Origin of the sequence: Nocardiopsis sp. TSRI0078 (assembly GCF_001905145.1) — a bacterium.
GTDB lineage: Bacteria > Actinomycetota > Actinomycetes > Streptosporangiales > Streptosporangiaceae > Nocardiopsis.
On sequence record NZ_LWLB01000023.1, the window covers coordinates 420365 to 445466 of the forward strand.

The window sequence follows — 25102 nt, forward strand, 5'->3', positions numbered from 1 at the left end:
GGGGTGTGGCGCAGTGCCCGCCCCGGAGTCGGCGAGCGCGGACTTCGGCCGGGCGCCGGCCAAGGCTCATGAACGCGCCAGACAGGAGTCCGGGTTCTCCGCCCCGTCCTTCCACACGGTGCTCTCAGAGCTGGGTCCGCTGGGAACCGCACGCAGGCTCCTCAACGCCCCGGCGATCTCGGACGGGTTCTCCAACCTGGGGGAGCGGGGCCGGCTGGACCTGACGGTGGAGGCACTGGTGCTGCGTCCGGAGTTCTCCCCGCTGTTCACCCAGGAGGAGCTGGGCAGGGCGCGAAGCCGCCTGGAGCAGTTCGGGCACCGCTTCCTCGACGCCGGCTGACCCGTGCGGGCCGGGCGCGGACTCCTGTGGTCCTTCCGCCCGGCCCCGTACGCCCCGGTCAGCGGGGACGGCCCTGATCCGGTCGGCGGCGCCGACCGGGTTCACGGCGTGGCGGGGCGTATCAGTCGAAGTGGCAGCGGGGGTGGGGGATGATGCTCCGCCAGGCCTTACGGGGAAGCGGGCAGCGGCTCCCGGGGCGGTCGCCTCCCCCGCGCGGGCGCGGGGCGCCCTCCCTCTCCCCGGACGAGGCGGCGGACGCGGCGTACGGGACGGGAGTGCGCGGAACGAGGAGGGCGTGGGGGTCGCCCAGGGCCACGGTGAGGGTGAGTGCGAGGAGTCCGGAGCGGAGGCGAGAGAACGGGCGGCGATGCTCTGGCATGGGCAACAGCCTGGCATGCGTCACCGTGTGTTGTGAATTGATCACGAGAAGACGGATGTCCGGTTCAGGCCAGGGAGAGATGTGTGAACCCGGTTCCGCCCGGGTAACCGGTTCGGCCCGTGCGGCCCCGCCGCCCGGACGGGTCCGGGCGGCGGGGCCGGGCTCAGGAGCGGGGCGAGTCCTCCGGGGCGGTCTCGATGGGGGTGCCCTCGGGTGCGCGGCGGGCCCAGTAGGTGGCGATGAGCGCGCCGGACATGTTGTGCCAGACGGAGAACAGGGCGCCGGGCAGGGCGGCGAGCGGCGCGAAGTGGGCGGTGGCCAGGGCGGCGGCGAGGCCGGAGTTCTGCATGCCCACCTCGACGCTGGCCGCGCGCCGGGCGGCCTCGGGCAGCTTGACGGCCATACCGACCAGGTAGCCGAGCCCCAGGCCCAGGCAGTTGTGCAGCACCACGGCCAGGGCCACCAGGAGGCCGGTGGAGAGCACGGTGTCGGCGTTGGCTCCGACCACGCCGGCGACCACGACGACGATGCCGGTGACCGACACCAGCGGCATCGCCGGCAGGACCCTCTCCACGAACCGGTCGGCCGCCATGCGCAGCAGCAGGCCCGCGACGACGGGGAACAGGACGACCTGGAGGATCGAGACGAACAGGTCCCCGGCCGGGACGGGCAGGGTCGAGCCGGCCAGGCCCAGGACCAGCAGCGGGGTGGCCAGGGGTGCGAGCAGGGTGGAGACCGAGGTCATCGCCACCGACAGGGCCACGTCGCCGCGGGCGAGGTAGACGATGACGTTGGAGGCGGTGCCGCCGGGTGAGGCGCCCACCAGGACCATGCCCACGACCAGCAGCGGCGGCAGGCCGAGCACCTGGGCGATCGCCCATCCCAGGAACGGCATGACCGTGTACTGGGCCAGGACTCCGAGGATGACGGCCCTGGGGTGTCTGGCGACGACGGCGAAGTCCACCGGGCGCATCGTCAGCCCCATGCCGAACATGATGACGCCCAGGAGCAGGGAGATGTGCGGGGCGATGAGGGAGGCCTGTTCGGGGGCGAGGAGGCCCGCGGCCCCTCCCGCGAGGACCAGGAGGGCGAACCATCTGCCGACGAGGTCGGCGATGTTCCTGATGAGGGTCATGGCTGCTGCTTCCCGTGTGTGATCCGGGGCGGCGGGACACCGGCCCCCGGACGGTCGCCGCCGCCGTGGGTCGGTCGCCGCGCGGTCATGGTAGTCCTCGGGCGCCTCGCTCCTTCGAGCCGGGGCACCGCGGGACAGGCGGTCAGCGGGACAGGCGGTCCGCGGCGCGCCGTGCACGGAGGCCGTCGGCCGGGGCCCGGCGCGGGGTTCAGTGCGCCTTCCCGGCGAAGGTGAGGGCCGGATAGCGGAACCCGCCGGTCCGGTCCTCGAACGAGAGCGTGTAGAGCCACCACTGCCCGGAGCCCGGTGAGGGGCACGCCTCCGACCAGGAGAGGGATTCGGGAGCCGGCGCCTCGAGGGCCCCGTCGTGGCTGACCGGGGCTCCCCGGACTCCGGCGTCGCGTGGCAAAAGCACGTGGCGGCAGGTGGTGGAGGGGGCCAGTGCGAGGTCCGTGCCCGTCGGGTTCATCACGCTGACCGTCCAGGCGACGTGGTCCTCTCCCCCCACGTTCTCCGTGCGGATGCCGAGCAGTTGGACGGCGACGCCGTTGTCGAACACGAACATCCGGTTCGCCGGGACGAGGGGGAGGAAGCGGGTCAGGGCGAACACCAGGAGGAGGGCGGTGACGAGCGCGACGAGGACCATGGCCCACCTCCTGGACCACGTGTGTGCTTCGGAGGGCATCAGGTGCCCGTTCGGGGTCGGGCGGGGTGCGTACGGGGGTTCATGGTGCTCCACCGTAGACGTCTTCGGCGGACGGGGGCGCCGCTCCCCGTGGGGCCGCGCGGTGCGGTGGCGATCCCCACAGGGCGGCGGGAGCGGGATCCATGTGACGATCCGCGCGTACGGGGCAGGTGTCCACTCATGACGAACACCTCCTCCGGCAGCGGGACGAACGCCAGACCCAGGGAGTGGCGGTTCGTGTGGCGCCACCGGTACGCCCTGGTCCTGGCCATGGTCGTGGCACTGATGGTCGGCACGTGGGTGGCGCTGAGCGCGGCGCGGCCGCTGCTGTGGGTCGCGGCGGCGCTGGTGGCGGCCGCCCTTGTGTGGTGGGCCCGCGCGCGGATGCGCCTGGCCCGGGAGGCGCGGGCGCTCGCGCTGGTCGACCTGTCCGAGGTCGACCGCATGTCCGGAACGGAGTTCGAGGAGCACGTCGCCGGCCTGATGCGGGTGCACGGCTACACCGCGGTGACCGTGGTCGGCGGGGCCGAGGACGGAGGGGTGGACGTGCTGGGCCGGGCTCCGGACGGGCGGAAGGTGGCGGTGCAGTGCAAGCGGTGGAACCACCCCGTGCCGCCGAACGAGGTCCGCGCCCTCATCGGTGTCCTGAGCACCAGCTACCGGGACTACCAGGGGATGTTCGTGGCCTCCAACGGGTTCACCGAGGCCGCGGCCCGCGAGGGCGAGGGGCACATGGTCCTGGTGGACCGGGACGGGCTGGCCCGGTGGATGGGCGGCACCGACGTTCCGGAGCCGCCGCGGCTGTGAGGAGGTCTCCGCAGGGTCCGCCCCGGCCGGTCAGGAGGCCAGCGCGCGCAGGCGTCCGTCCAGTTCCCGCTGGTAGAAGTCGATGAACCCGTCGGGGTCCGGGCCGGCGTTCTGCATGACCAGGCGGTCGAAGCCCGCGTCGGCGTAGGGCCGGGCGGCCTCGACGTAGCGCTCGGGGTCCGGGCCGCAGGCGAAGTGGCCCAGGACGTCCTCCTCGCGGACCGTGGCGGTGGCGGCCGCGAAGTTGACCGGGTTGGGCAGCTCGCTCATGACCTTCCACCCGGTCAGGGCCCACCGGGAGGTCTCCAGGGCGGCCTGTGCGGCGGTGTGCTCGTCGGGCGCCCAGGCCATGGGGACCTCGGCGTAGCCCGGACCGTCGCCGCCGGCGTCGCGGTAGTCGCTCACGATCTGCGGCTTGGGCTCGGTCGCGAAGAGGCCGTCGCCGAGTTCGGCGGCGATCCTGGCCGAGACCCCGCCGCTGGCGGCGACGGCGATCAGCGGCGCCTCCTCGGGCAGGTCGAACACGCGGGCGTCCTCCAGGCGCAGGTGGTCGCCCTCGTAGGACTGGTAGCCGCCGCTCCACAGCAGCCGGATGATCACCAGGGCCTCGCGCAGCATGTCGTGGCGCACGTGGACGGAGTCGGGGAACTCCTGGCCGACGACGTGCTCGTTGAGCCGCTCTCCCGAGCCGACCCCGAGGACGAAGCGCCCCTTGGAGACCAGGGCCAGGGTCGCGGCGGCCTGGGCGATGATCGCCGGGTGGTAGCGCACGGTCGGGCAGGTCACCCCGGTCGCCAGCCCGATCCGCTCGGTCCTGGCCGCGATGGCGCCGAGGACGGTCCAGGTGAAGGGCGAGTGGCCCTGGTTGTCCAGCCAGGGGTGGAAGTGGTCGCTGATCTCCACGAAGTCGAACCCGGCGCGCTCGGCCAGCACCGCCTGCCGGATGAGCTCCTCGGGCCCGAAGGCCTCGGTCGCCAGCTTGTACCCGATCTGCATCCGCTTCCCCGCCCGGTGGTTCGGTCCGCTCCCCTGGGCTCCGCGTGCCGCGGCCGCCCGCATCAGACCCCCCTACAACTACCCTGTGTGACGTCCTGCTCGCGTCAGTACACGCCGGGCGGGCGGCACGGGGACGGGTGGACGGGCGGGGACGGACGGGTCCTCCCGCCCCCGCCGTCTCACAGCAGGGTCAGCAGCACGTCCAGGCCGGTGTCCGGATGGTAGATCCAGGAGGCCTCGACGCCGCTCCACTCGTCCGTCTGGTGCCCGTCCAGGGCGCGGGTCCGCTGCATCCGGGAGATCACCCTGTCCGGCGCCTCCAGTTCGTCGAGGACGCAGTGCAGCTGGTCGGTGGTGAGCCCGGCGGCGTCGCCCTCGCCCCTGTGGTCGAGGTCCAGGGAACGGCCGTCGTCGCCGAGGACGGCGGTCGGACGGTCCGTCAGGTCGCAGGCCTCCAGAGCACCCTCGAAAGGGCTTCTGGCTCCGTAGAAGTCGATGCTGCTCACCGTGAGGGTTCCGCCGATTCCCAGCACCAGTCCGATCGCGACGCCGACGGACACCAGGAGCGGGGCGGATCCGGCTCCGCGCGCGGGAGGCGCCGGAGGGTGCGTGGAAGGGGGGACGGGGCCGTGGCCATGCGGGCCCGGCGGGCCATGGGGCGTATTCGGTCCGCTGGTCACCGAGGCCTCCACAGGAATGGGGGATTGCCGACAAAAGGGCAGGAGTGCAATTACTACCATGGAAAGTCAGCGACCACAGGGCATTCTCCCGAAACAACCGTTCCCCGGACCGCCGGCCAGAGGTCGGGGCGGTTGGCCGCCAGGCGCAGCCGCCGGCGCTGCCACAGGCCCGGGACCCGGGCGAACATGATCCCGTGCACGTCGCGCCAGTAGGCTTCGCATACCTCCTGCGGGATGTCGGAGCGCCACCAGCAGAAAGCCGTCAGGGTCAGCTCGGCGGCGTTCTCGAGGTCGGCCGTGTCCACGCCCCCCGGCCCGGGCCTCGGCCGTCAGCTCAGCGGTCGGCTCCTCGTCCGGTCGGGCGGTGTCCCTCGCGGCCCGCTCCTTGTCACCCATGGTGTGCTCCTCCCCCGTGGGGTCGCACGCTTTCCGTTTCCTATTTCCGGACGCGAGGAAGGGGAAAGGGCCGTCCGGGAATCCGCGTTCTCTTCCTGAGGGCTGTTCCGGAAGTGCTGCGGCGGGTGGCCGGACCGGACCGCGCGGGGCGGTCCGGACAGGCCGGGCCGCGACGCGGCCGCACGGTTCCTCGGCCCCTACGCCGGGACCGGGGAGGCCACGGCCCGCAGGGACCGTGGGCGGGCACCGCTGCGCTGCCCGGGGCTCCTGGAGATGGGCCGGGTCCGCGCCCGGGAAAACCGGTTGCGGCTGCTCGCCGCGCCGTGGAAGCCTTCCGGGGCGCCGGCACGGGGGTCGGCGCGTCCGGCGGAAACCCACGTGGAGAGCGGTCTTGGGCTACATCGACGTCAACCAGGTCGGCCACACGCTGCCCGACGGCCGGGTCCTGCTGGACTCGGTGTCCTTCCGCGTGGGCGAGGGGTCCAAGGCGGCGCTGGTGGGCGCCAACGGCGCGGGCAAGAGCACCCTGCTGCGGATCGTGCGCGGCGAGCAGCGCTCCCAGGGCGGCGCGGTCACCCTGGACGGCGAACTGGGAGTGATGCCGCAGTTCGTCGGACACGTGCGCGACGAGACCACCGTCCACGAGCTGCTGGTGTCGGTCTCCCCCGCGGCGGTGCGCGAGGCGCACGCCGACCTGGAGGCGGCCGAGACCGCGATGATGGTCGACGACGGCGAGAGGACGCAGATGCGCTACGCCGAGGCCATCGCCCGCTACGGCGACGCGGGGGGCTACGACGCCGAGGTCGTGTGGGACCAGTGCTGCACGGCGGCGCTGGGCACCCCCTACGGGCGGTGCCGGTGGCGTGAGGTGCGCACCCTCTCCGGTGGTGAGCAAAAACGCCTGGTCATCGAGGCCCTGCTGCGGGGACCGGCGCCGGTGCTGCTGCTGGACGAGCCGGACAACTACCTGGACGTGCCGGGCAAGCGCTGGCTGGAGGAGGCGCTGCTGGCCTCCCCCAAGACGGTCCTGTTCGTCTCCCACGACCGGGAGCTGCTCAGCCGGGTCCCGGACCGAATCATCACGGTCGAACTGGGCGCGGCGGGCAACACGGCGTGGGTGCACGGCGGCGCCTTCGACACCTACCACGACGCCCGCCGGGAGCGGTTCGCGCGGCTGGACGAGCTGCGGCGGCGCTGGGACGAGGAGCACGCCAAGCTCAGGGCGCTGGTGGCGACCTACAAGCAAAAGGCCGCCTACAACTCCGACATGGCCTCGCGCTACCAGTCCGCCCGGACCCGGCTGCGCAGGTTCGAGGAGGCGGGGCCGCCGGAGAGGCTGCCCCGGGAGCAGAACCTGCGGATGCGGCTGCGGGGCGGGCGGACGGGCAAGCGCGCCCTGGTGTGCGGGGCACTGGAGCTGACCGGGCTGATGCGCCCGTTCGACCTGGAGGTCTGGTACGGCGAGCGGGTGGCGGTGCTGGGCTCCAACGGCTCGGGCAAGTCGCACTTCCTGCGGCTGCTGGCCGGGGGCGGCAGCGACCCGGAGTCCTCCGCGCTGCCGGAGGAGGAGCGGGTGGGTGTGCCCCCGGTGGAGCACACCGGCACCGCGCGGCTGGGCGCCCGGGTGCTCCCGGGCTGGTTCGCGCAGACCCACGAGCACCCCGAGTTCACGGGCCGCACGCTCCTGGACATCCTGCACCGCGGCGAGGGCACCCGCAGGGGCGTGCCCCGCGACGAGGCGGGGCGGGCGCTGGACCGCTACGAGCTGGCTCCGTCCGCCGAGCAGACCTTCGACACGCTCTCGGGCGGGCAGCAAGCGCGGTTCCAGATCCTGCTGCTGGAGCTGTCGGGGTCGACGATGCTGCTGCTGGACGAGCCCACGGACAACCTGGACGTGGTGTCGGCGGAGGCACTGGAGTCGGCGCTGGAGGCCTACGAGGGCACCATCCTGGCGGTGACGCACGACCGCTGGTTCGCGCGCGGGTTCGACCGGTTCGTGGTCTTCGGCGCGGACGAAGACGTGTACGAGGCACCGGACCCGGTGTGGGACGAGGGGCGGGTGCACCGCGCCCGGTAGGGGGCCGCTCCGGGGTCCAGGGTGCGCGATAGCCTGATAAAGCTCACATAAGCCCCGGAAAGCAACTAATGCGACATCCCCCATCCATCGCCCGCTCCCTGCCCCTGATCGGCCTCCTCGCCGCCCTGCTGGGGTCCCCCGCCATGGCACACGCCGCGCCGGACCACCGCTCGTTCTCCTCCGAGACGGGAGCGTTCTACGCCCGCATGCTGGAGGAGCACGACGGCGTGTTCGTGGAGGAGGAGCTCGCCGGACTCCTGGACCGGCATGCGGCCGTCGACGACCTGCGTGTCCTGCTCGACGAGTACCACGTCACCGTCGACGTGGTGGTCATGGCGAGCCGGGGCAAGTACTTCGCCGCGAGCGACCTCGCCTCGGCCGTCCACGAGCACAGCGGCCGTCCCCTCCTGGTGCTGCCCGTGGACAGCCTCCACATCGGCCACGCCGATCTCGGGTCCGTGGGGATCCCCGTGAGCGCCGTGGAGTACGCGGGCCTCACCGGCGGCTGGTACGAGCTGCCCGGGGACAGACTCGAACGCGTGCTGCGGGTGTCCGAGGAGCCCGACGTGGGAGAGCTGGCGGAGCAGGCCTGGGCACAGGTCGAGTCCCGGACGGACGTGGAGGCCTCCGAGACCGGCCGGGTGGCGGACGAGTCGCCCCGTGCCGTCCTGGCCTGGCGGGAGTACGGATGGGTGTCGTTCGCGGGCGGAACCGTGGGAGTCCTCCTGGCCTACGCGGCGGTCGCCGCGGCCCTGCGCTGGTACTGGCACGGGCGGCCGGCACGGCGGGAGGAGGACCGGTGAGCGCCGCGCGCGTACGGCGTGCCCTCCTGTCCACGGTCCTGGCCGCCCTCGCCCTGTGCGCACCCTCCTCTCCCGTGTGGGCGGACGGCTCCGTCACGGAGATCACCGACCTGTCCCGAGTGGAGCGGATCGCCGGGGAGCTGGAGGACGGCCCTCTGTACGTCCACCACGATCTGCGCGACCGGTGGACGGACAACTCCTTGGAGAGGGTGGAGGAGCGTCTGCTCTCCGAGCCCCTGGTGGACCTGGAGGTCCGCGTGGTGGTCTACCCGTCGGTACCCGACGACGAGACCGCGGGTCGGCCCGCACTGTTCCTGCAGGCCCTGCACGAGGTCTCCGGACGCGACGGGGTGTACGTGGCGATGACCGGCGACCGCAGGGTGGCCCTCGCGGCCTTCGACAGCCCCGTCCGACTCCCGGACGTGGACACGGACGGCCTCAGCCCGGCCCACGACTCACGCACGGAACAGGTCCTGGACCTGGTGGCGCAGGCTCCGCGCGGCTCCGTGGCCTCCAGCGAGCTCACCGCGGACGTCCCGCCCAGCGACCGCGACACGCTCCAGCGACCGCGCGGCGACGCCGAACGGTTCTGGTCCGCGGCACTGTTCCCCGGGGCTCTCATCGGCCTGGCTCTCATGGCCGTACGGGTGGTGTTCAGCAGGCCCCCGACGTGGCGGCCCCCGGGGTGGCAAGTGAGGTGGCTGCTCCGTTCGTGGGCCGCGCTACGCGAGCTCGCCGGTGATCCGTACCGACCCAGGAGGGCGCCCAACCGGGCATGGCGCTGGTGGCTGCAGCCGGTGCTGAGCCGTGAACTGCGCCGCCTGCGTCTGCTCGTGGAGGCCGCGCCCGAGAACCATCCCGGGCGTGACCGGGCCGTACAGGCCTACGACGCCGCCGGGCTGATCGCCCGGTCTCCCGGGCTGCCTCCGCAGGCCATGGTCTGCGCGGTCGTCGTCGCCCGCAACGGCGCCCAATCGATCACACACCCCGACCTACCGCTACGGGAGCCCTGCCAGATCAACCCGCTGCACGGCGCGGCCTGCCGCAGGCGCCGCGAGTACGCCCACCGGCGGCGCCTGAGATGGTGGGAGGTCTGCACCCGCTGCTCGACGAAGCGGCTCGACCTGCGTTTTGGCCCTCTCACGCCTTCCCTGCCCCTCCTGGTCGACGGGAGGCCTCACCACTACCGCTACGCCAAGGACGCCTGGGCCGAGGCGATCGCCGCGCCGAAGCACGCCTTCGCCCGTATCCGCAAAGAACTGGAGGTGTGAGCGGTGCGAGCGCTCCTCTTGTCCTTCGTGTCCGTCCTCACCGTGTTCCTCGCCCTCTCTCCGATGTCCTCCGCGCACGCCGACGCCACCTGGCGCTATGACGAGGCCGCCTCGATCCGCGGGCGCGCCGCGCTGGACGACCCCCTCTACGTCGGCCCCACCCACCAGGCGGCCGTGGACACGGCGGCCGAGGAGGCGTTGCGAGAGCGGTTGGAGGAGTCGGAGGTACCGGTCTACGTGGTACTGATCGCCCAGCAGAGCAGGCTGGAAGGCTACCCGGCCAAGATGGCGCACTCCGCGGACTCGCGCGGGTACTTCCTCGCCGTCGGCCGGGACGGGGTGACGGTCCACGGAGCCCAGTACGGCATGGACGACACCGTGGTCGACGGGATGGACACGGCCCAGCTGGCCGCGGCGGCGGTCAACGGCGACCCCGGCCTGGCCGAGGCCTCCCTCGCCGAACGGCTGCGCAGGGTCGTGGACCTGGTGGAGGACGGTACGGCACCGGAGGCCTACCAGGACCTCCATGGCGGCTCCGGTACGCCCTGGTGGCTCCTGGCCGCGGGCGGCGGTGCCGCCGCGGCGCTCTGGTTCGGGGTGCGCTGGTGGTCGCGTCGTCCGGTCCGGGTGGTTCCGCTGACCCAGACGGTCGCCGCCGGCGTCGACCAGGCCCAGCAGGACGAGTACCGGGCCCGGCTCGCCGAACGCCTCACCGGATGCGGGCGGCGGGTGTCCGGAAGGAAGGACTCCTCCGAGAAGGTCCGCCAGGCTCTCGAGGCCTACGCCGCCGCGGCCAAGGTGCTCGACTCCGCCACCGACAAGTCCGACCTGGTGGGCGTGCACGTCCTGCTGGACATGTGCGAGGCGGCGTTGGACGGTGAGATCAGACCGGCGCACTGCTTCTTCGACCCGCGCCATGACGGCGGCAAGGCACCGGTCCGATGGCGCTCCCCCGCCTCGTTCGACTCGGTGAGGGTCATGGCGTGCCGTGAGTGCCGCAAGGCCGTCAGGAAGTACCACACTCCGCCGTCGGTCCTGGACTCCACCGGAGCGCGTCCACTGCCCTACTACTCGGTGCCGCCCGAGCACAGCGTGTGGGCGGCGACCGGATACGGCACCCTGGCCACGGACGTGCCCGCACGGGTCCTGCGCGGCGAGCACCGCCGGTAGGCGTACTCGACCACGAGGCCGAGTACGCCTGGGAAGTGCCCGCCACGGGAGCGGGATCAGCCGAGAGGCAAGGCGAAGCCGACCTCGTCCGAGCACCCCTCGACGCACGACAGGAACACCTCGATCTCCCCGGGCGGCCGAGCGTCCCGGTACTGGAACACGACCTGGCCCGCCGCCCCCGGGGCGAAGTAGTCCTGGCCGGTGATCCCGGAGAACGGGTCGAGGTCGGCGATGGTTCCGTCATCCCCGGTGTGCAGGGAACCGGTGACGCTCACCCCGGTATCCGGGTCGGTCTCCACGTCGAGGACCGCCATGAAGGCGTTCGACTGGAAGGAGTGGTAGCTGCTGGCGACCGACACGCTCACACCGTCCCGGGAGTCGCTCGCCGATCCGGGATAGAAGTTCTCACTGATGGGGTTGCCGTTCACCCGGAAATCGCTGAGGAGCCCGTCCACGTAGGTGAAATCGCTGAAAGTGGTACAGCCCTCGCTTCGGCAGATCTGGATATCCTCACCGCGCAGCTCCACCGAGTCGGGCTCCGACAAGTAACCGCTGACGATGTTGGCGTGGAAGACGTCCGCCTGTTGCTGGAGATAACCGTGAGCCGGGTGGTCGGGATGGGCGTACACCAGTCCCTCCTCCATCGTTTCCCGGCTGATTCCGGCACCCACGGCTTCCATGTAGGACAGGGCGTCCTCGGCGGGACCCGCCTCGGGGGAGGGCTCCTCGGGCGAGGGCCGCTTCTCCTGTACGGCCTCCTGCGGCGACGCCGCCTCTCCCGCGGTGTCCGGTACGGCTCCGGAGGAGCACGCGGACAGGGGCAGGGCCAGGGTCAAAAGGGCGGCAGGCCAACAGAATCTGGTGAGGGACATACCAAGGCGCCTTCTTCGGGGGACATGGGGGAATCGCCTCTGATTCACAAGAGAACCGGACGACCTCACATCCCTAGCACACGCACGGGCAGACAGAAGGTCGAACTCGTCTTCCCGGGTGGCCACAAAAGGACACCGCGACAGAAGGTCACCAGAGGGTCTACGCAAAGTACGGAAAATCCCTTCGACGCCGAGACGGGAAACGGTTCACCATCGTCCGGCGACGATCCCGTGCGACGGGCCTCCCCGCCTTCCCTCACTCCGTCGGTGGGACCACGTACGGACCGGGGGCGGCCGGCGGCGTGACCGCGCGGCAACACATCCGGTGGGCGGATGTAATACGGCCGTAGTTGTCTGCGAACCACACCAGAACCGACGATGTCGGAGGAACAGTGCGGTCCGCTACGGCGCGACGGTCCGTACCGGCTCCGACATGCCCGCGCAGTCGAACCGAAGGACCCGCATGAAGCCCTCCCGCACCCCCGGAGCCCCCGGACCCGCGCCGGGCGCCCCCGACACCCCGCCCCGTCCCGAGGACGAGCGCCCGCCCGCGCGGTTGATGGTCCTCTACGGCCTCCAGCACATCCTCGCGATGTACGCGGGCGTGGTCACACCGCCCCTGATCGTCGGGGGCGCGGTCGGCCTGTCCGCGACGGAGATGGGCGTGCTCGTCAGCGCGGCCTTGCTGGTCAGCGGGCTGGCGACGCTGGTACAGACCCTGGGCGTGTGGCGGTTCGGCGCCCGCCTGCCCCTGGTCATCGGCACCTCCTTCGTCCCCGTCACCGCCATGGTGGGCATCGCGGGCGACGGCGGCCTGCCCGCGGTGTTCGGCGCCTCCCTCGTGGCGGGCCTGTTCGGCCTGCTGATCGCGCCGTTCTTCGCCTCGCTCATCCGCTTCTTCCCCCCGGTGGTGACCGGGAGCGTGATCGCGGTGATCGGCCTCAGCCTCATCCCGGTGGCGGTGGGCTGGATCACCGAGAACGCCGAGTCCGGCGTGCCCACGCCGACCGGGCTCGGGCTGGCCGCGGCCACCCTGGCCGTGACCCTGGTGCTGTCCAAGGTGCTGCCGGGGGTGTGGAACAGGATGTCGATCCTGCTGGGCCTGGTACTGGGCACCCTGCTGGCCGCCGCGCTGGGCCAGGTGGACTTCTCCTCCGTCTCCGAGGGGGCGGTGTTCTCCCTGGGGCAGCCGCTGCGCTTCGGGCCTCCGGAGTTCCAGATCGCGGCCGTCGTCACGATGTGCCTGGTGATGCTGGTCATCCTCACCGAGGGGGTCGCGGACACGCTCGCGGTGGGCGAGGTGGTCGGCACCCGGGTGGACGGCAGGAGGCTGGGCGACGCCCTGCGCGCCGACGCGCTCAGCTCGGTCGTGGGGCCGCTGCTGAACTCCTTCCCCGGCAGCACCTTCAGCCAGAACGTCGGGCTGATCGCCCTCAGCAGGGTCCGGAGCCGCTACGTGGTGGCGGTCGGCGGCCTGCTCCTGGTCGCCATGGGCCTGTTCCCGGTCCTGGGCCGCGTGGTGGCGGTGGTTCCCTCGCCGGTCCTGGGCGGCGCCGGGCTGGTGCTGTTCGGGTCGGTGGCGGCCGCGGGCATCCGCAGCCTGTCCCGGGTGGAGTACGAGGGCAACCACAACCACGTCGTGGTGGCCGTGTCGATGGCCTTCGGGCTGGTCCCGGTGGCCGCCCCGGCCTTCTACGACGGTTTCCCGGCCTGGGCCGCGATGATCCTGCACTCGGGGATCGTGGCGGCGGCGGTGTCGGCCCTGCTGCTGAACGCGTTCTTCAACATGTGGGGGTCGTCGAAGGACCCCGCCGCGTCCGTGCCGTCGGACGAGGAGTCCTCGGACGCAGGGTCCTCGAGCGGGGGACCCGCAGGAGGAGAGCCCGCGGGCGAGGTGGCGCCGGACACCAGCCCCTCGGACGAGGAGCACGGGGACCCCGTCCGGTAGTGAGCGGTCCGCGGGGGCGGTCCCGTCGCGCTGCCCGCCCGGTCACCGGACGGGCAGCGCGATGTCGACCAGGGCCGAGCACTCCTCCAGGCAGCCGCTCACCCTGAGCGTGCCGCCGGGGATGGCCCCGGGGAAGGAGAACGCGGCGTGGGTGGACCCGCCGGCGTCGAGCTCGTAGCGCCCCACCGCGTCCTCTGCCCGCACCTCGCGGCCCTCCCCGCGCTGGTAGACGGCGTGGGGGAGGTCGAGGCTGGCGTTGGCGTCGGCCGTGAACTCGGCCGTCACCACCAGGGACTTGTCGGTGACGGACTGGTAGGCGGTCAGCAGGGTGGCGCGCACCCCCTCGGACCCGGCCTCCACCCCCTCCGGGGCCAGCAGGCCGGGCCCGGGGTCGCGCCCGTTCACGAGCAGGCCGGTGATCAGGCCGGCCCGCGCGGTGAAGCCGCCGTAGGCGGTGCAGGCCGGATCGGAGGTCGGGCCCGCGGCGGGGCACAGTTCGTAGCCGTCCCCGGTGCGCTCCACCCCGGTGTCCCGTGCGGGGTCGCCCCCGTCGGCCCGGGCCCGTGCGACCGCCGCCCGGTGGGCGAGGTAGGTACGGGCGGTGGAGTCCTCGGCGGTGAGCTCCAGCCCCTCGCGCATCCGTTCGGGCTCCCCGGTGCGGGAGAGGGCCGCCACGTACGCCGCCACGGCCTCCTCGGGCGCGCCCTCCCCGGACGTGTCCTTCCGGGAGGCGCTCCCCTCCCCCGGTCCCCGGTCGGCGGGCCCTCCGAGGGGCTCGGCGGCGGGCTCGGGCACCGGGCCGCCCGCTCCCGGGAACGCGGAGCGGAGCCCACCGACGGAGCCGGGGTCCCGGGGTCGCGGACCGGCGTGGTCGGTGGGCGCGGGCGTCCGCCCGGCCCCCGCCGCGCCGGCGGCCGGCGCTGTCTCCTGCGCGGGTCCGCAGCCGGTGGCGACGAGGAGGGCCAGGGCTGCGGCGACGGTCAGCCGAATCGGCGTCATGTCCGTTTTCTCCCCCCATGAGAAACCGCGGCCAGGTGAGCCTACGGCCCGGGACCGTCAACGCAGGGGCTGCGCGGGGTAAGGAGTTCTTGGTACGGCCGGCCGGCACGGGAGACGAGGTCCGGGCCGGCCCGGATGCCGCCCGGCCGCTACCGCCGGGGGCGCAGCACCACCGGGAACTCCCTGAGGCTGGTGACCGAGAGCGCGGCCTGGATCTGGAGCTCCTCGTCCGGGACGGCCAGCCTCAGGTCGGGGAAGCGTTCGAAGAGCATCGGCAGGATGATCCTCGCCTCCAGGCGCGACAGCGGTGCTCCGGGACAGATGTGCGGGCCGTACCCGAAGGAGATGTGGCGCCCCCTGGTCCGCGCGGGGTCGAAGACGGCCGGGTGCGGGTCCTCCCCGAACTCCGCGCGGTCGCGGGTCGCCGCGCCGTAGTGCGTCATCAGGGCCTCGCCCTTGCGGATGGTCTCACCTTCGATCTCGACGTCCTCGGTGGCGAAGCGGAACATCATGACGTTGTTCGGGGGGTCGTAGCGCAGCGTCTCCTCGATCACCGCCTCCCAGGTGGTCTCGCCCCGCCTGAGCATGGCGAACTGGTCGGGGTGGGCGAGCAGGGCGCGCACCGTGTTGTTGAGCAGGTTGACGGTGGTCTCGTGCCCGGCCGCCACCACGGTCAGCAGGGTGATGGTGATCTCGGTGTCGCTGAGGGAGTCTCCGTCCTCCCCCGCCCTGAGCAGGTCGGTGGTGAAGTCGTCGTGCTCGTCGATGCCGGCGCGCTTGCGGGCGACCATCTCGGAGAAGATCTGGAACAGCGCGCCGTAGATCCGCAGGTGCTCGCCCTCCTCGGTGGTTCCGGAGAAGAGCTTGGCGTACATCTCGCCGAGCTGGGCGTACTCGGACTCGGCCACCCCGTACAGCTCCCCGATCACCCCCATGGGCACCTTGAAGGTGAACTCCGACTTCAGGTCCAGGGGCTCGCCGGAGCGCGGCTCCAGGGCGTCGAGCGCCCTGGCGGTGATCTCCTCGATGCGCGGCCCCAGGCGCTCCACCCGGCGCGCGGAGAACGGGCTGGCGATGAGCCGGCGCATGCGCCGGTGGGCGGCGCCGTCCTGGGCCAGCATGTTGGTGTTGTCGGTGGGGATCGTGCCCATCAGCGGCCAGCCCTCGGGGACCCGGCCGCTCTGGTAGTCGTCCCAGTGGTCGACGCTCTTGACGAACCGGGGGTCGTTGAGGGTGGCGCGGCTGGCCTCCTGGTGGGTGGTGGCCCAGGCCCGGACCCCTCCGGGCAGTTCGACCCGTGTGACGGGGCCGGCCTGGTAGAAACGCTCCCTGTCGGCCTGCACGTCGTCGGGGACAGCGTGCAGGACGGGGACTCCGTCGGCGGTGTGCTGCATGGGGCAGGACATCAGTGCGCTCCTTGCGGGGGTGTGGGGGTGAAGGTGACCGGCAGCGACACGACTCCCCTGACCCAGGGGGAGGGCCGCCAGCGCACCTGTTCGGCTGGGATGGCCAGTTCGACGTCGGGAAGGCGGTCCAGCAGCACCTCCACGGCCGTGACGGCCATGGTCTCGGCGATCCCCCGCGCGGCGTGGGGGCAGCTGTGCTCGCCGTGGGAGAAGGACAGGTGGGCGTGGTTGCCCCGGACGGCCTCGGCGTGTCCCCCGGCCCGCAGGCGGGGGTCCTTGTTGGCCGCAGCGAAGCCCAGCAGGACGAGGTCGCCCTTGCGGATGAGCCTGCCGTCCAGCTCCACGTCGTGGGCGGCGAAGCGCCCGGCGTTCATCTGGGAGGGGGAGTCCTCCCACAGGACCTCGGTCAGGGCCTCGCCCACGCTGCTGCGGGCGCCCGCCATGGAGGTCGAGAAGCGTTCGTCGGTGAGCATCAGGCGCAGGGCGTTGCCGATCCACTCCGAGGTGGTCTGGTGGGCCCCGCCCAGGATCGCGACCAGTTCGGCGACCAGGTCCTCGTCTCCGTAGCCCGCGGGGTGGGCGATCATGCGCGAGACCACGTCCGACCCGGGGTCGGCCCGGCGTGCGGCGACGAGCTCGCTGAACTCGGCGGCGATCTCGGCGTGGGCCCTGACGGAGTCGGGCCCGGCGTCGAACAGGGTGCCCATGAGGGTGGTGACCGCCTCGCCCCGGTCGTCGTCCAGGCCGTACATCCAGCACAGCAGCAGGGAGGGGAGCCGCTGGGCGTACCGGGTGCGCAGGTCGGTTCCGGTGGAGGCGCAGAAACCGTCGATGAGGCGGTCGGCCAGCCGGGTGAGGACCGTGCGCAGCTCGTGGGGGTCGGTCCCGTCGAGGGCCTCGTTGACCGCGGCCGTGCGGCGCCGGTGCTCCTCGCCCTCGGCGGACAGCAGGTTGGGCAGGGGTACCAGGACCGGCAGCAGCGGCCAGTCCTCGGGCACCCGGTCCCAGGCGTTCCAGCGGCGCGGGCTGCGCGCGAACACGTCGGGGCTGCTCAGGACGTGGTGGAGCTCGCGGTAGCCGATCACCAGCCAGGCGGGGAGGTCGCCCTCCATGAGCACGGGCACCACCGCACCGTGCTCGGCGCGCATCCGCCGGTAGAAGCCGCCGGGGTCGGTGTTGAAGCGTTCGTCGTACAGCCGGACGGGTTCACCCATCGCGGACCTTCCGTTGGCGGGGAGAGGGAGAGGGGGTCTGTCGTCGCGGGCACCGTCCTCGGCGCCCCGTCCTCCCCGGGCGCGGGGCCGGGGGGACGGGCGTGCCCGGGCGGTGTCCTTCGGACCTTCCGCCTCGCTTCGGTCCGTGTCCGGGCGCTCCGAGCGAGGCGGCCTTCGGCGCCTGCGGCGGGCCCAGGGCCCCGCGGGCGCCCGGACACCCCCAGGGGCGCAGGGCCCGGTCGCGCACCGGGTCCTAGGGGCGTAGGAGCACGGGGAGTTCCTGGAGGCTGTTGACGATGATCGAGTGGTGGTTGCCCAGCTCCTCGTCGGGCACGGCCAGTTCCAGGTCCGGGTAGCGCTCGAAGAGCATCGGCAGGGCGATCCGGCCCTCCATACGGGCCAGGGTGGCGCCGGGGCACACGTGGGGCCCGTACCCGAAGGAGATGTGGCGGCCCCGGGTGCGGGTCAGGTCGAAGGTGTCGGGGTGGGGGTCCTCGCCGTGCTCGGCACGGTCGCGGCTGATGGCCCCGTAGGAGACCATCAGCGCCTCGCCCTCGCGGATGGTCTCACCGCCGGCCTCGACGTCCTCGGTGGCGAACCGGAAGACCATGTTGGAGGTGGGCGGGTCATAGCGCAGGGTCTCCTCCACGACCGTCTCCCAGCTCACCTCGCCCGCCTTGACCAGGGCGAACTGGTCGGGGTGGGCGAGCAGGGCGCGCACCGCGTTGCACAGCAGGTTGACGGTGGTCTCGTGTCCGGCGGCCACGGTGACCTGCAGGGTGCCGCGCACCTCCAGGTCGGTGAGCGCGTCACCGTCCTCGCCCGCCCGGAGGAGTTCGCTGGTCAGGTCCTCCCCCGGACGGGCGCGCTTGGCGGCGACCATGTCGTCGTAGTAGCGCTCCAGGGCGGCGTAGACCTCCATGAACTCCTCGGGGCCGGTGACCGAGGAGAAGAACTTGACGTACATGTCGCGCAGATAGCCGAACTCCCCGGGGTCCACCCCGTACAGCTCACCGATCACGTTCATCGGCAGCTGGAAGGCGAACTCCGACTTCAGGTCCAGGGGCTCGCCGGACCTGGGCTCCATGGCGTCGAGCAGTTCGCCGGTGAGTTCCCGGACGCGTGGGCGCAGGCGCTCGACGCTGCGCGCGGAGAAGGCCCTGGCGGTGAGCAGGCGCAGCCGCCGGTGCTCGGCCCCGTCGGTGCCCAGGAGGTTGGTGGGGGTCGGCGGAATCGTGCTCAGCAGGGGCCAGCCCTCGGGAATGCGTCCGCTCCGGAGGTCGTCCCAGTGGGCGACGTCCTTGACCAGGCGGGGATCGGTGAGCAGCGCGCGGGCGGCCTCGTGGTGGGTGACGGCCCAGGCGGTCACCCCGCCCGGCAGTTCCACCCGGGTGAGCGGTCCGGCGGCGTACAGGGCCTCGCGTTCGGCGCGCAGGTCGGTGACGTAGGGATCCAGGACCACGGTCTCGCCGGAGCCGTGCTGAACGGGGCAGGACATCAGTTCTCTCCCAGGGGTGGTACGGGCGTGAAGGCGACGGGGAGGGAGGCCACGCCCCGCACCCACGGGGAGGGGCGCCAGCGCAGCTCCTCGGCGGCGACCATCAGTTCCAGGTCGGGCAGCCGGTCCATCAGGACCTCGATGCCGGTCACCGCGATGATCTCGGCGATCTCCTGGGCGGGGTAGGGGCAGCGGTGCTCACCGTGGGAGAACGACAGGTGGGCGTGGTTGCCGCGGTCTCCCGGGGCTCCGGTCCCCGAGTGCACGTCCGGGTCGGTGTTGGCCCCCGCCAGCCCGAGCAGCACCAGGTCGCCCCTGCGGAGGAGCCGTCCGCCCAGCTCCACGTCGTGGGCGGCGTAGCGGCCCGCGTGGACCTGGGTGGGGGTGTCCTCCCACAGGACCTCGTTGAGGGCCTCCTGCGCGCTGCGGCGGGCGCCCGCGATGGAGGCGGCGAAGCGGTCGTCGGTGAGCATCAGGCGCAGCGCGTTGCCCAGCCACTCCCCGGTGGGCTGGTTCCCGCCGCCGAGCAGGACGATCAGTTCGGGGACGGCCTCCTCGTCGGTGTAGCCCGCGGGGTGGGCGAGCAGGCGGGAGACCACGTCGCCTCCGGGGTCGGCGCGGCGCTGGGCGACGATGTCGGCCATGGCGGCCATGAGGGCGCGCTGGGCGTCCATGGCCTCGGCTCCCCCGTCGATCATGGTGGTCATGAGGGAGGCGGCCTCGTCCCCGCGCTCGTCGTCCAGGCCGTAGAGCCAGCTGAGCACCAGGGCGGGCAGGCGGGCGGTGTAGGCCAGGCGCAGGTCGGTGCCGGTGGAGGAGCAGAAGGCGTCGATGAGGCGGTCGGCCATGCGGGTGGTGACCGTGCGCAGCTCGTGGAGGTCGGTCCCGGCCAGGGCGTCGCTGAGCGCCCCGGCGCGTCTGCGGTGTTCCTCGCCCTCGGAGTACAGGACCGTGGGGAGGCGGAGCACCATGGGCAGCAGCGGCCAGTCCTCGGGCACCCGGTCCCAGGCGTTCCAGCGGTGCGAGGCGCGCGCGAACACGTCGGGGCTGCTCAGGACGTGGTGGAGCTCGCGGTAGCCGATCACCAACCATGCGGGGACGTCGCCCTCCAGGAGCACGGGCACCACCGGGCCGTGTTCGGCGCGCATCCGCTGGTAGAGGCCGCCGGGGTCGGTCCGGAAGTCGCCTCCGTGGAGGCGGACGGGGCAGGCGCCGCGGTCGCTCACCGGGCACCTCCCCCCACGAGGGAGCGGACGTGCCGCACCAGGGCGATGAGGACCTGCTTGGCCGAGGCGCGCACGCGCGCGTCGCAGCGCACCAGGGGGACGGCGGGGTCCAGGTCCAGGGCCGCGCGCACCTGGTCGAGGGTGTGTTCGGTGTCGCCGAAGTCGTTGTGGGCGACGACGAAGGGGGTGCCCTGGGCCTCCAGCCGGTCGATGGCGTAGAAGGAGTCCTCCAGACGGCGGGTGTCGACCAGGACGACCGCGCCCAGGGCGCCGGAGAACAGGCGGTCCCACAGGAACCAGAACCGCTCCTGGCCGGGGGCGCCGAACACGTACAGGACCGAGGTGGCGTCCAGGGTGATGCGGCCGAAGTCGAAGGCGACGGTGGTGGCGTGCTTGGCCTCCACCCCGTCGGTGACGTCGATCCCGTCCCCGGCCCGGGTCATGGTCTCCTCGGTGCTGAGCGGGCGGATCTCGCTGACCGAGCGGACCAGGGTGGTCTTGCCGGCCCCGAAGCCGCCGACGACGGCGATCTTCAGGGCCTGTTCGGCGGTGGCGGGGAGCGGGGAGTGCGCGTCGCCGGGTGCGGGCCCCGCGGCCCCGGAGGGGGGCTCGGCCGGCCCGGGGGCGGAGGGGGGTTCCGGGGCGGGGGACTCAGAGGTCGTGGAGTGCAACGAGCACCTTCTCCAACACGTCCGGGGAGGCGAGGGGGTGGGCCGGTGAGGGCGCCGGCCGGGGGTGGCGCGCGGTGATCCGTCCGGTGTCGAGCAGGTCGGTGAGCAGGATGCGCACGATCGCCACGGGCAGGCGCAGGTGGGCGGACACCTCCACCACCGCCATCGGGCTACGGCACAGCTCCAGGATCCGGGTGTGCTCGGACTGCATGCCGGGGACGGGATCGCTCTCGGACACGATGAGGGTCACCGCGTCCAGGGAGTCGTCGGCCCCGCCGCTGCGGCCGGAGGTGATGACGTAGAGGCGGTCGGGCCCCTCCTGCCGGTGGGAGCGGGTCATGCCGTGCCGGTGGCGGCGCGGACCGGGGTGGACAGGTACTCGCCCATCTGCTCGACGAGCTCGTTCATGTTGTGCCCGACCAGGCCCGGTTCGGCCTCCTCGGAGGTGATGACGGCCAGGTGCGCGCCGTGTCCGGCCTCCACGATGAACAGCAGTCCGCCGTAGAACTCGGCCATGGCCTGGCGGACCCCGCCCGCCCCGTCGCCGAACTCCACCGACGCGCTGTGCGCCAGGCTCTGCACACCGGCGGCGATCGCGGCGAGGTGGTCGGCGCTGTCGGCGCGCAGGCCGGCGCTGTGGCACAGCTTGAGCCCGTCGCGGGAGAGCACGAGGGCGTGGCGGGTGCCGGGAGTGCGCTCCAGCAGGCCTTCGAGCAACCAGGTCAACTTGTCGAGGTCCATCATGCGTCCTTATCCGGTCGGGTCCTGGCCGCGCACCGCGGAACGGAAGGCGCCGAACCCCTTCGCCGAGGTGGCGGGCCCGCTCCTGGCGGGAGCGGTCCGGGCTCGCTCGGCCGCCGCGAGGGTCTGGCCGCGGCGGCGCTGGGGGAGCCCGTTGGTGTCCGGGGCGGCGGCTTCCGCGGCGGTGGTGGGGTCCGCGGCTGTGAGGGGGGTGGTGTCGGCTTCTGGGGCGGCGGGCGCGGGCGCCTGTTCGGCGGATGCGGGTACCGGCGGCGCGGGGAGGGGCTTGATGAGCTTCTGGGGCAGGAGCAGGATCACCGCGGTGCCCCCGCGGGCGGAGGAGCGGAAGGACACCGACAGGCCGTAGCGGTGGGCGAGCTGGCCCACGACCGACAGGCCCAGGCGGGTGCCGGAGATGGTGGCCAGGTCCAGTCCCGTCGAGACGGTGCGGCGGGCGCGGCGCAGGGCCTCCTCCCCCATGACCAGGCCGCCGTCCTCGACCATGACCGCGATCCCGGCCTGGACCTCCTCCACGTGCACGTGGACCTCGGCGGTGGGCGGGGAGAACTTGGCGGCGTTGTCCAGGAGCTCGGCCAGGGCGTGGATGACGCCCTCGGCGGCGAATCCGGCGACCGCCTGCTGGGACACGTTGTGGACGCGGACGCGCCGGTAGGCGCCGATCCGGGCCATGGCGCCGCGCACGACGCTCTCCAGGGCGATGGCACGGCCCCAGCGGCGGCCGGAGCGGGCGCCGGTGAGGACGGCGATGCTGTCGGCGACGCGCCCGGCCTGGGCGGTGGTGTGGTCCAGGTGCATGAGGTCGCCGAGGACGTCGGTGCCCGCCTCGCCGTCGCCGTGGCGCTCCTGCATCCGGCGCAGGTCGGCGAGCATCGTGGTGGTCAGGGCCTGGACGCGCCCTGCGGCGGTGGCGCAGGCGACCATGGCGGCCGAGCGGCGGCGTTCCGCGGCGGCGATCTCGGTGGCCGCGGCCCGCATGAGGGCGCGTGCGCCGCGGTCCCCGGGCAGGGGCAGGCGGCGCAGGGCGGTGTCGGCCGACTCGCCCTCGCGCAGGCGCTCGACCAGGCGGGGCAGGTGGTCGTCGGCCAGGACGGCGGTGTCGGCGCGCAGGGCGGCGAGCTGGGCGCGCAGTTCGCCCGCCTGGCGGCCGCGGCGGTTGAGCAGCAGCGCCAGGGCCGTCAGCAGCAGGAGGGGGACCGCGGAGACGGCCAGGAGGGGCAGGGCGCGGGCGTCGGGGGCGACCCAGGGTGTCACGGCCCACAGGGGCAGCGCGGACAGCGGGAGGAGGAGCCAGCGCGGAGCCGTCAGCCACGAGGGCACGGCTCCGCGCAGGTGGGGGATGTTCCAAGCAGTCATCGGGCTCCACGTTCAGCCGCTGTGTCACTTCTGGTCGGGCACGGGAGGGATGCGCCGGGCAGTTCTTTTCCGTACGTGCCAGGGGGCGTGGAAAGGGGGAGGGGAATTTCCTGGTTCCGCGCTTTCCGGCGCACAGCGAGTCAACATACCAGCAGACGCCACAAGCGGCCATGGGAGGATAATGAACTCCTTATCGCTCATCCGGTGCGGAGGCGGTAGGTCCCACACACCGGGGCCCGCCCGGGAGCGGTGGTCCGTCTTCACGGAACGCACCGGGAATTTCCGGACGGCCGCCTTTTCCGCCGTGAACTGCGGGAACGGCGTGCTCGGGGAGCGCGGAGGACGCGGCGGAGGCTGGCGGGGGCGGACAGGGGGCGGGGTGCCCGGGTGCGCGGCGCCGGACCGGGATCCTGTGGTGCTCGCGGCGAACGATCATACGGAGGACGCCCGCCGCGGCGGCCGGACCGTTCGGGAAAACCGGCGCGCTTCCGGGACGGCCGGGTCCGCTCCGGGACGGACGAGTTACTTTCGGGACGTTGGGAAGGTCTCGGGACAATCGCACCATCGCGGCCGAACACCCGTACCCCCGGGCGTGGAAAAGGGCGCGCGGAACATGAGGACAGAATCCCGTTCGGCCACGGGGACAGTCTCCCCTCCCACCGGGCAACAAGCACCCCACCTGGGAGAAGACATCCGCGGCGGAACGAATGAGGAAATAGGAGGATGTTTTCTTCCCCTTGCGGATGGAATAGAGACACACCCGAAAAAGGCACCCTGGAGTGTCGCAGGTCACATGTGCCAGACTCTGCGCACCGGACGACGTTTCGGTGAGCGGGGTGGGCCCGAGGCGCCCGGCGTGGTTCGACCTCGGGTGAGCCGGGAATCTTGACGTGGTCCGACGCGTTACACCCCGCGAGACCGCACAAGCGCCTGGAGGCACCCACACGATGGCCGAGCGAGCACTTCGCGGCACCCGGCTCGGGGCGACGAGCTATGAGAACGACCGCAACACCGACCTGGCTCCGCGGCAGGAGGTCACCTACGACTGCACCCGGGGCCACCGCTTCTCGGTCACCTTCGCGACCGAGGCCGAGATCCCCGTGGAGTGGGAGTGCCGTTTCTGCGGCGACCGCGCCCTTCGCAGGGACGGGACCGGCGAGGAGCCCAAGAACGCCAAGCCGGTACGCACCCACTGGGACATGCTGCTGGAGCGCCGGAGCATGGAGGACCTGGAAGAGGTCCTCGCCGAGCGCCTGGCCCTGCTGCGCGCACGCCGCCGCGAGGAGGCGGCGAAGGTGGAGGAGCTCGCCAAGCAGCGGCAGAGCGCCTGACCACCCCGCGACACGAGGGGGCGGTGGACACCGGTCCACCGCCCCCTTCGTCGTGTCCGGGGTGCGCCGACGGGCCGGGCTTCGGGGCGGGCGCCCTCTCGGGGCCTCCCTCAGGGGAGCTCCTTGCTCGGGGGAGGCTCCTCGGGGGTACGCGCCGTCCCGGGCGCTCCCCCGCTCCCGGGCGGCCCTACCCCTGGGCGAAGGGGTCGCGGGTGGCGCCCACCAGCTCCTTCACCGACTCGATCACCCGGGTGGGGCGGTAGGGGAACTGCTCGGCGGTGTCGCGTCCGGAGATGCCCGAGAGCACCAGGACGGTCTGCAGGCCCGCCTCCAGACCGCTGAGCACGTCGGTGTCCATGCGGTCGCCGACCATCAGCGTGTTCTCCGAGTGCGCGCCGATCCGGCGCAGCGCCGACCGCATCATCAGCGGGTTGGGCTTGCCCACGAAGTAGGGGCGGCGCCCCGTGGCCTTCTCGATCAGCGCGGCGACCGCGCCCGTGGCGGGCAGCGGACCCTCGGCGCTGGGGCCGGTCTCGTCGGGGTTGGTGGCGATGAACCGGGCGCCGTTGCGGACCAGGCGGATCGCGCGCGTGATGGCCTCGAAGCTGTAGGTGCGGGTCTCACCGAGCACCACGTAGTCGGGGTCGCGCTCGGTCATCACGTAGCCGACGTTGTGCAGGGCGGTGGTCAGGCCGGACTCTCCGACGACGTAGGCGGACCCGCCCGGACGCTGGGTCTGGAGGAACTGGGCGGTGGCCAGGGCCGAGGTCCAGATGGACTCCTCCGGGATGTCCAGTCCCGTGTTGAGCAAACGCGCGCGCAGGTCGCGTGGGGTGTAGATGGAGTTGTTGGTCAACACCATGAACGGGATCGCGTTCTCGCGCAGTTCCGCGATGAGCGCGTCCGCGCCGGGGATGAGGTGCTCCTCGCGTACGAGCACGCCGTCCATGTCGAAAAGGTAGTTCCACTGGTTGCTCACGTGCCCCATTGTGCCGTCCGGGGCGACGGGCACGCCATTGCTACCCCCCGGTAGTTGAGGCTCCTCACACCGGCCCGGCCTCCGACCAGGTGGCCGCGAAGGGC

The 25102-nt window shown here is 72.7% G+C and carries 25 protein-coding genes; 8 read left to right on the forward strand and 17 right to left on the reverse strand.

Annotated elements, in window-relative coordinates:
- The first annotated feature begins 13 nt into the window (after nt 1-13).
- Entirely contained in the window at nt 14-340 is a 327-nt protein-coding gene (locus A6A08_RS16125; RefSeq protein ID WP_073703408.1) for a hypothetical protein, read from the forward strand.
- Nucleotides 341-461: 121 nt separating this feature from the next.
- Here the strand turns inward: A6A08_RS16125 and A6A08_RS16130 are convergent, their stop codons facing one another.
- The 3 genes from A6A08_RS16130 to A6A08_RS16140 form a co-directional block, all read right to left on the reverse strand.
- On the reverse strand, nt 462-719 hold the full coding sequence (locus tag A6A08_RS16130; protein WP_073703563.1) for a hypothetical protein: 258 nt from the start codon (nt 717-719) through the stop codon (nt 462-464).
- Between the two features lie 163 nt (nt 720-882).
- Nucleotides 883-1854 (reverse strand): bile acid:sodium symporter family protein, encoded by a 972-nt coding sequence (locus tag A6A08_RS16135; RefSeq protein WP_073703409.1) that lies wholly within the window; start codon nt 1852-1854, stop codon nt 883-885.
- A gap of 208 nt (nt 1855-2062) precedes the next feature.
- Nucleotides 2063-2500 carry a hypothetical protein gene (locus A6A08_RS16140; RefSeq protein ID WP_083609144.1) on the reverse strand — a complete coding sequence of 146 codons (438 nt, stop codon included), beginning with the start codon at nt 2498-2500 and terminating at the stop codon, nt 2063-2065.
- 219 nt (nt 2501-2719) lie between these two features.
- Between A6A08_RS16140 and A6A08_RS16145 the strand changes: the two genes are divergently transcribed.
- On the forward strand, nt 2720-3346 hold the full coding sequence (locus tag A6A08_RS16145) for a restriction endonuclease (protein WP_073703411.1): 627 nt from the start codon (nt 2720-2722) through the stop codon (nt 3344-3346).
- Between the two features lie 30 nt (nt 3347-3376).
- Here A6A08_RS16145 and A6A08_RS16150 read toward each other — a convergent pair whose 3' ends face one another.
- From A6A08_RS16150 to A6A08_RS16160, 3 genes are all read right to left on the reverse strand, one after another.
- Nucleotides 3377-4342 (reverse strand): TIGR03557 family F420-dependent LLM class oxidoreductase, encoded by a 966-nt coding sequence (locus A6A08_RS16150; RefSeq protein ID WP_073703412.1) that lies wholly within the window; start codon nt 4340-4342, stop codon nt 3377-3379.
- 179 nt (nt 4343-4521) lie between these two features.
- A complete protein-coding gene (locus tag A6A08_RS16155) occupies nt 4522-4902 on the reverse strand; it encodes a hypothetical protein (protein WP_083609145.1) in 381 nt (126 codons plus the stop codon).
- Nucleotides 4903-5075: 173 nt separating this feature from the next.
- The gene (locus A6A08_RS16160; protein WP_199866948.1) at nt 5076-5327 is read right to left on the reverse strand and encodes a hypothetical protein; all 252 of its coding nucleotides are present in this window, start codon (nt 5325-5327) and stop codon (nt 5076-5078) included.
- Between the two features lie 482 nt (nt 5328-5809).
- On the opposite strand from A6A08_RS16160, the gene A6A08_RS16165 reads away from it, so the two are divergent.
- The 4 genes from A6A08_RS16165 to A6A08_RS16180 all read left to right on the forward strand — a co-directional run bounded on the left by A6A08_RS16165 (nt 5810) and on the right by A6A08_RS16180 (nt 10739).
- Nucleotides 5810-7495 (forward strand): ABC-F family ATP-binding cassette domain-containing protein, encoded by a 1686-nt coding sequence (locus tag A6A08_RS16165; RefSeq protein ID WP_073703413.1) that lies wholly within the window; start codon nt 5810-5812, stop codon nt 7493-7495.
- 68 nt (nt 7496-7563) lie between these two features.
- Nucleotides 7564-8298, forward strand: coding sequence for a hypothetical protein (locus tag A6A08_RS16170; protein WP_073703414.1), 735 nt, complete (start codon nt 7564-7566; stop codon nt 8296-8298).
- Nucleotides 8295-9569 carry a hypothetical protein gene (locus A6A08_RS16175; protein WP_073703415.1) on the forward strand — a complete coding sequence of 425 codons (1275 nt, stop codon included), beginning with the start codon at nt 8295-8297 and terminating at the stop codon, nt 9567-9569. Before A6A08_RS16170 ends, A6A08_RS16175 begins: the two co-directional genes overlap by 4 nt.
- A 3-nt stretch (nt 9570-9572) precedes the next feature.
- Nucleotides 9573-10739 (forward strand): hypothetical protein, encoded by a 1167-nt coding sequence (locus A6A08_RS16180; protein WP_073703416.1) that lies wholly within the window; start codon nt 9573-9575, stop codon nt 10737-10739.
- 56 nt (nt 10740-10795) lie between these two features.
- Here the strand turns inward: A6A08_RS16180 and A6A08_RS16185 are convergent, their stop codons facing one another.
- Complete coding sequence (locus tag A6A08_RS16185) at nt 10796-11611, reverse strand: hypothetical protein (RefSeq protein ID WP_143181779.1); 816 nt, start codon at nt 11609-11611, stop codon at nt 10796-10798.
- A gap of 463 nt (nt 11612-12074) precedes the next feature.
- Between A6A08_RS16185 and A6A08_RS16190 the strand changes: the two genes are divergently transcribed.
- Nucleotides 12075-13559: a nucleobase:cation symporter-2 family protein gene (locus A6A08_RS16190; protein WP_083609146.1), complete on the forward strand. Its 1485-nt coding sequence runs from the start codon at nt 12075-12077 to the stop codon at nt 13557-13559.
- Nucleotides 13560-13601: 42 nt separating this feature from the next.
- On the opposite strand, the gene A6A08_RS16195 is transcribed toward A6A08_RS16190, so the two are convergent.
- The 9 genes from A6A08_RS16195 to A6A08_RS16235 all read right to left on the reverse strand — a co-directional run bounded on the left by A6A08_RS16195 (nt 13602) and on the right by A6A08_RS16235 (nt 22688).
- Nucleotides 13602-14558 (reverse strand): hypothetical protein, encoded by a 957-nt coding sequence (locus tag A6A08_RS16195; RefSeq protein WP_073703418.1) that lies wholly within the window; start codon nt 14556-14558, stop codon nt 13602-13604.
- 149 nt (nt 14559-14707) lie between these two features.
- The gene (locus A6A08_RS16200) at nt 14708-15964 is read right to left on the reverse strand and encodes a cytochrome P450 (protein WP_073703419.1); all 1257 of its coding nucleotides are present in this window, start codon (nt 15962-15964) and stop codon (nt 14708-14710) included.
- Nucleotides 15964-17178 (reverse strand): cytochrome P450, encoded by a 1215-nt coding sequence (locus A6A08_RS16205; RefSeq protein WP_073703420.1) that lies wholly within the window; start codon nt 17176-17178, stop codon nt 15964-15966. Before A6A08_RS16205 ends, A6A08_RS16200 begins: the two co-directional genes overlap by 1 nt.
- Nucleotides 17179-17431: 253 nt before the next feature.
- Nucleotides 17432-18676 carry a cytochrome P450 gene (locus tag A6A08_RS16210; protein WP_073703421.1) on the reverse strand — a complete coding sequence of 415 codons (1245 nt, stop codon included), beginning with the start codon at nt 18674-18676 and terminating at the stop codon, nt 17432-17434.
- Nucleotides 18676-19902 carry a cytochrome P450 gene (locus tag A6A08_RS16215; RefSeq protein ID WP_073703422.1) on the reverse strand — a complete coding sequence of 409 codons (1227 nt, stop codon included), beginning with the start codon at nt 19900-19902 and terminating at the stop codon, nt 18676-18678. Before A6A08_RS16215 ends, A6A08_RS16210 begins: the two co-directional genes overlap by 1 nt.
- Entirely contained in the window at nt 19899-20573 is a 675-nt protein-coding gene (locus tag A6A08_RS16220) for an ATP/GTP-binding protein (RefSeq protein ID WP_073703423.1), read from the reverse strand. The genes A6A08_RS16215 and A6A08_RS16220 overlap by 4 nt, the downstream gene beginning before the upstream one ends.
- Nucleotides 20554-20913 (reverse strand): DUF742 domain-containing protein, encoded by a 360-nt coding sequence (locus tag A6A08_RS16225; RefSeq protein ID WP_073703424.1) that lies wholly within the window; start codon nt 20911-20913, stop codon nt 20554-20556. Before A6A08_RS16225 ends, A6A08_RS16220 begins: the two co-directional genes overlap by 20 nt.
- On the reverse strand, nt 20910-21314 hold the full coding sequence (locus A6A08_RS16230; protein ID WP_073703425.1) for a roadblock/LC7 domain-containing protein: 405 nt from the start codon (nt 21312-21314) through the stop codon (nt 20910-20912). The genes A6A08_RS16225 and A6A08_RS16230 overlap by 4 nt, the downstream gene beginning before the upstream one ends.
- 9 nt (nt 21315-21323) lie before the next feature.
- On the reverse strand, nt 21324-22688 hold the full coding sequence (locus tag A6A08_RS16235; protein ID WP_199866949.1) for an ATP-binding protein: 1365 nt from the start codon (nt 22686-22688) through the stop codon (nt 21324-21326).
- A 947-nt stretch (nt 22689-23635) separates the two neighbouring features.
- On the opposite strand from A6A08_RS16235, the gene A6A08_RS16240 reads away from it, so the two are divergent.
- On the forward strand, nt 23636-24019 hold the full coding sequence (locus tag A6A08_RS16240) for an RNA polymerase-binding protein RbpA (RefSeq protein WP_073703427.1): 384 nt from the start codon (nt 23636-23638) through the stop codon (nt 24017-24019).
- A 187-nt stretch (nt 24020-24206) separates the two neighbouring features.
- Here the strand turns inward: A6A08_RS16240 and A6A08_RS16245 are convergent, their stop codons facing one another.
- Nucleotides 24207-25007, reverse strand: a complete 801-nt coding sequence (locus A6A08_RS16245; protein ID WP_073703428.1) for an HAD-IIA family hydrolase — start codon at nt 25005-25007, stop codon at nt 24207-24209.
- Nucleotides 25008-25102: the final 95 nt, after the last annotated feature.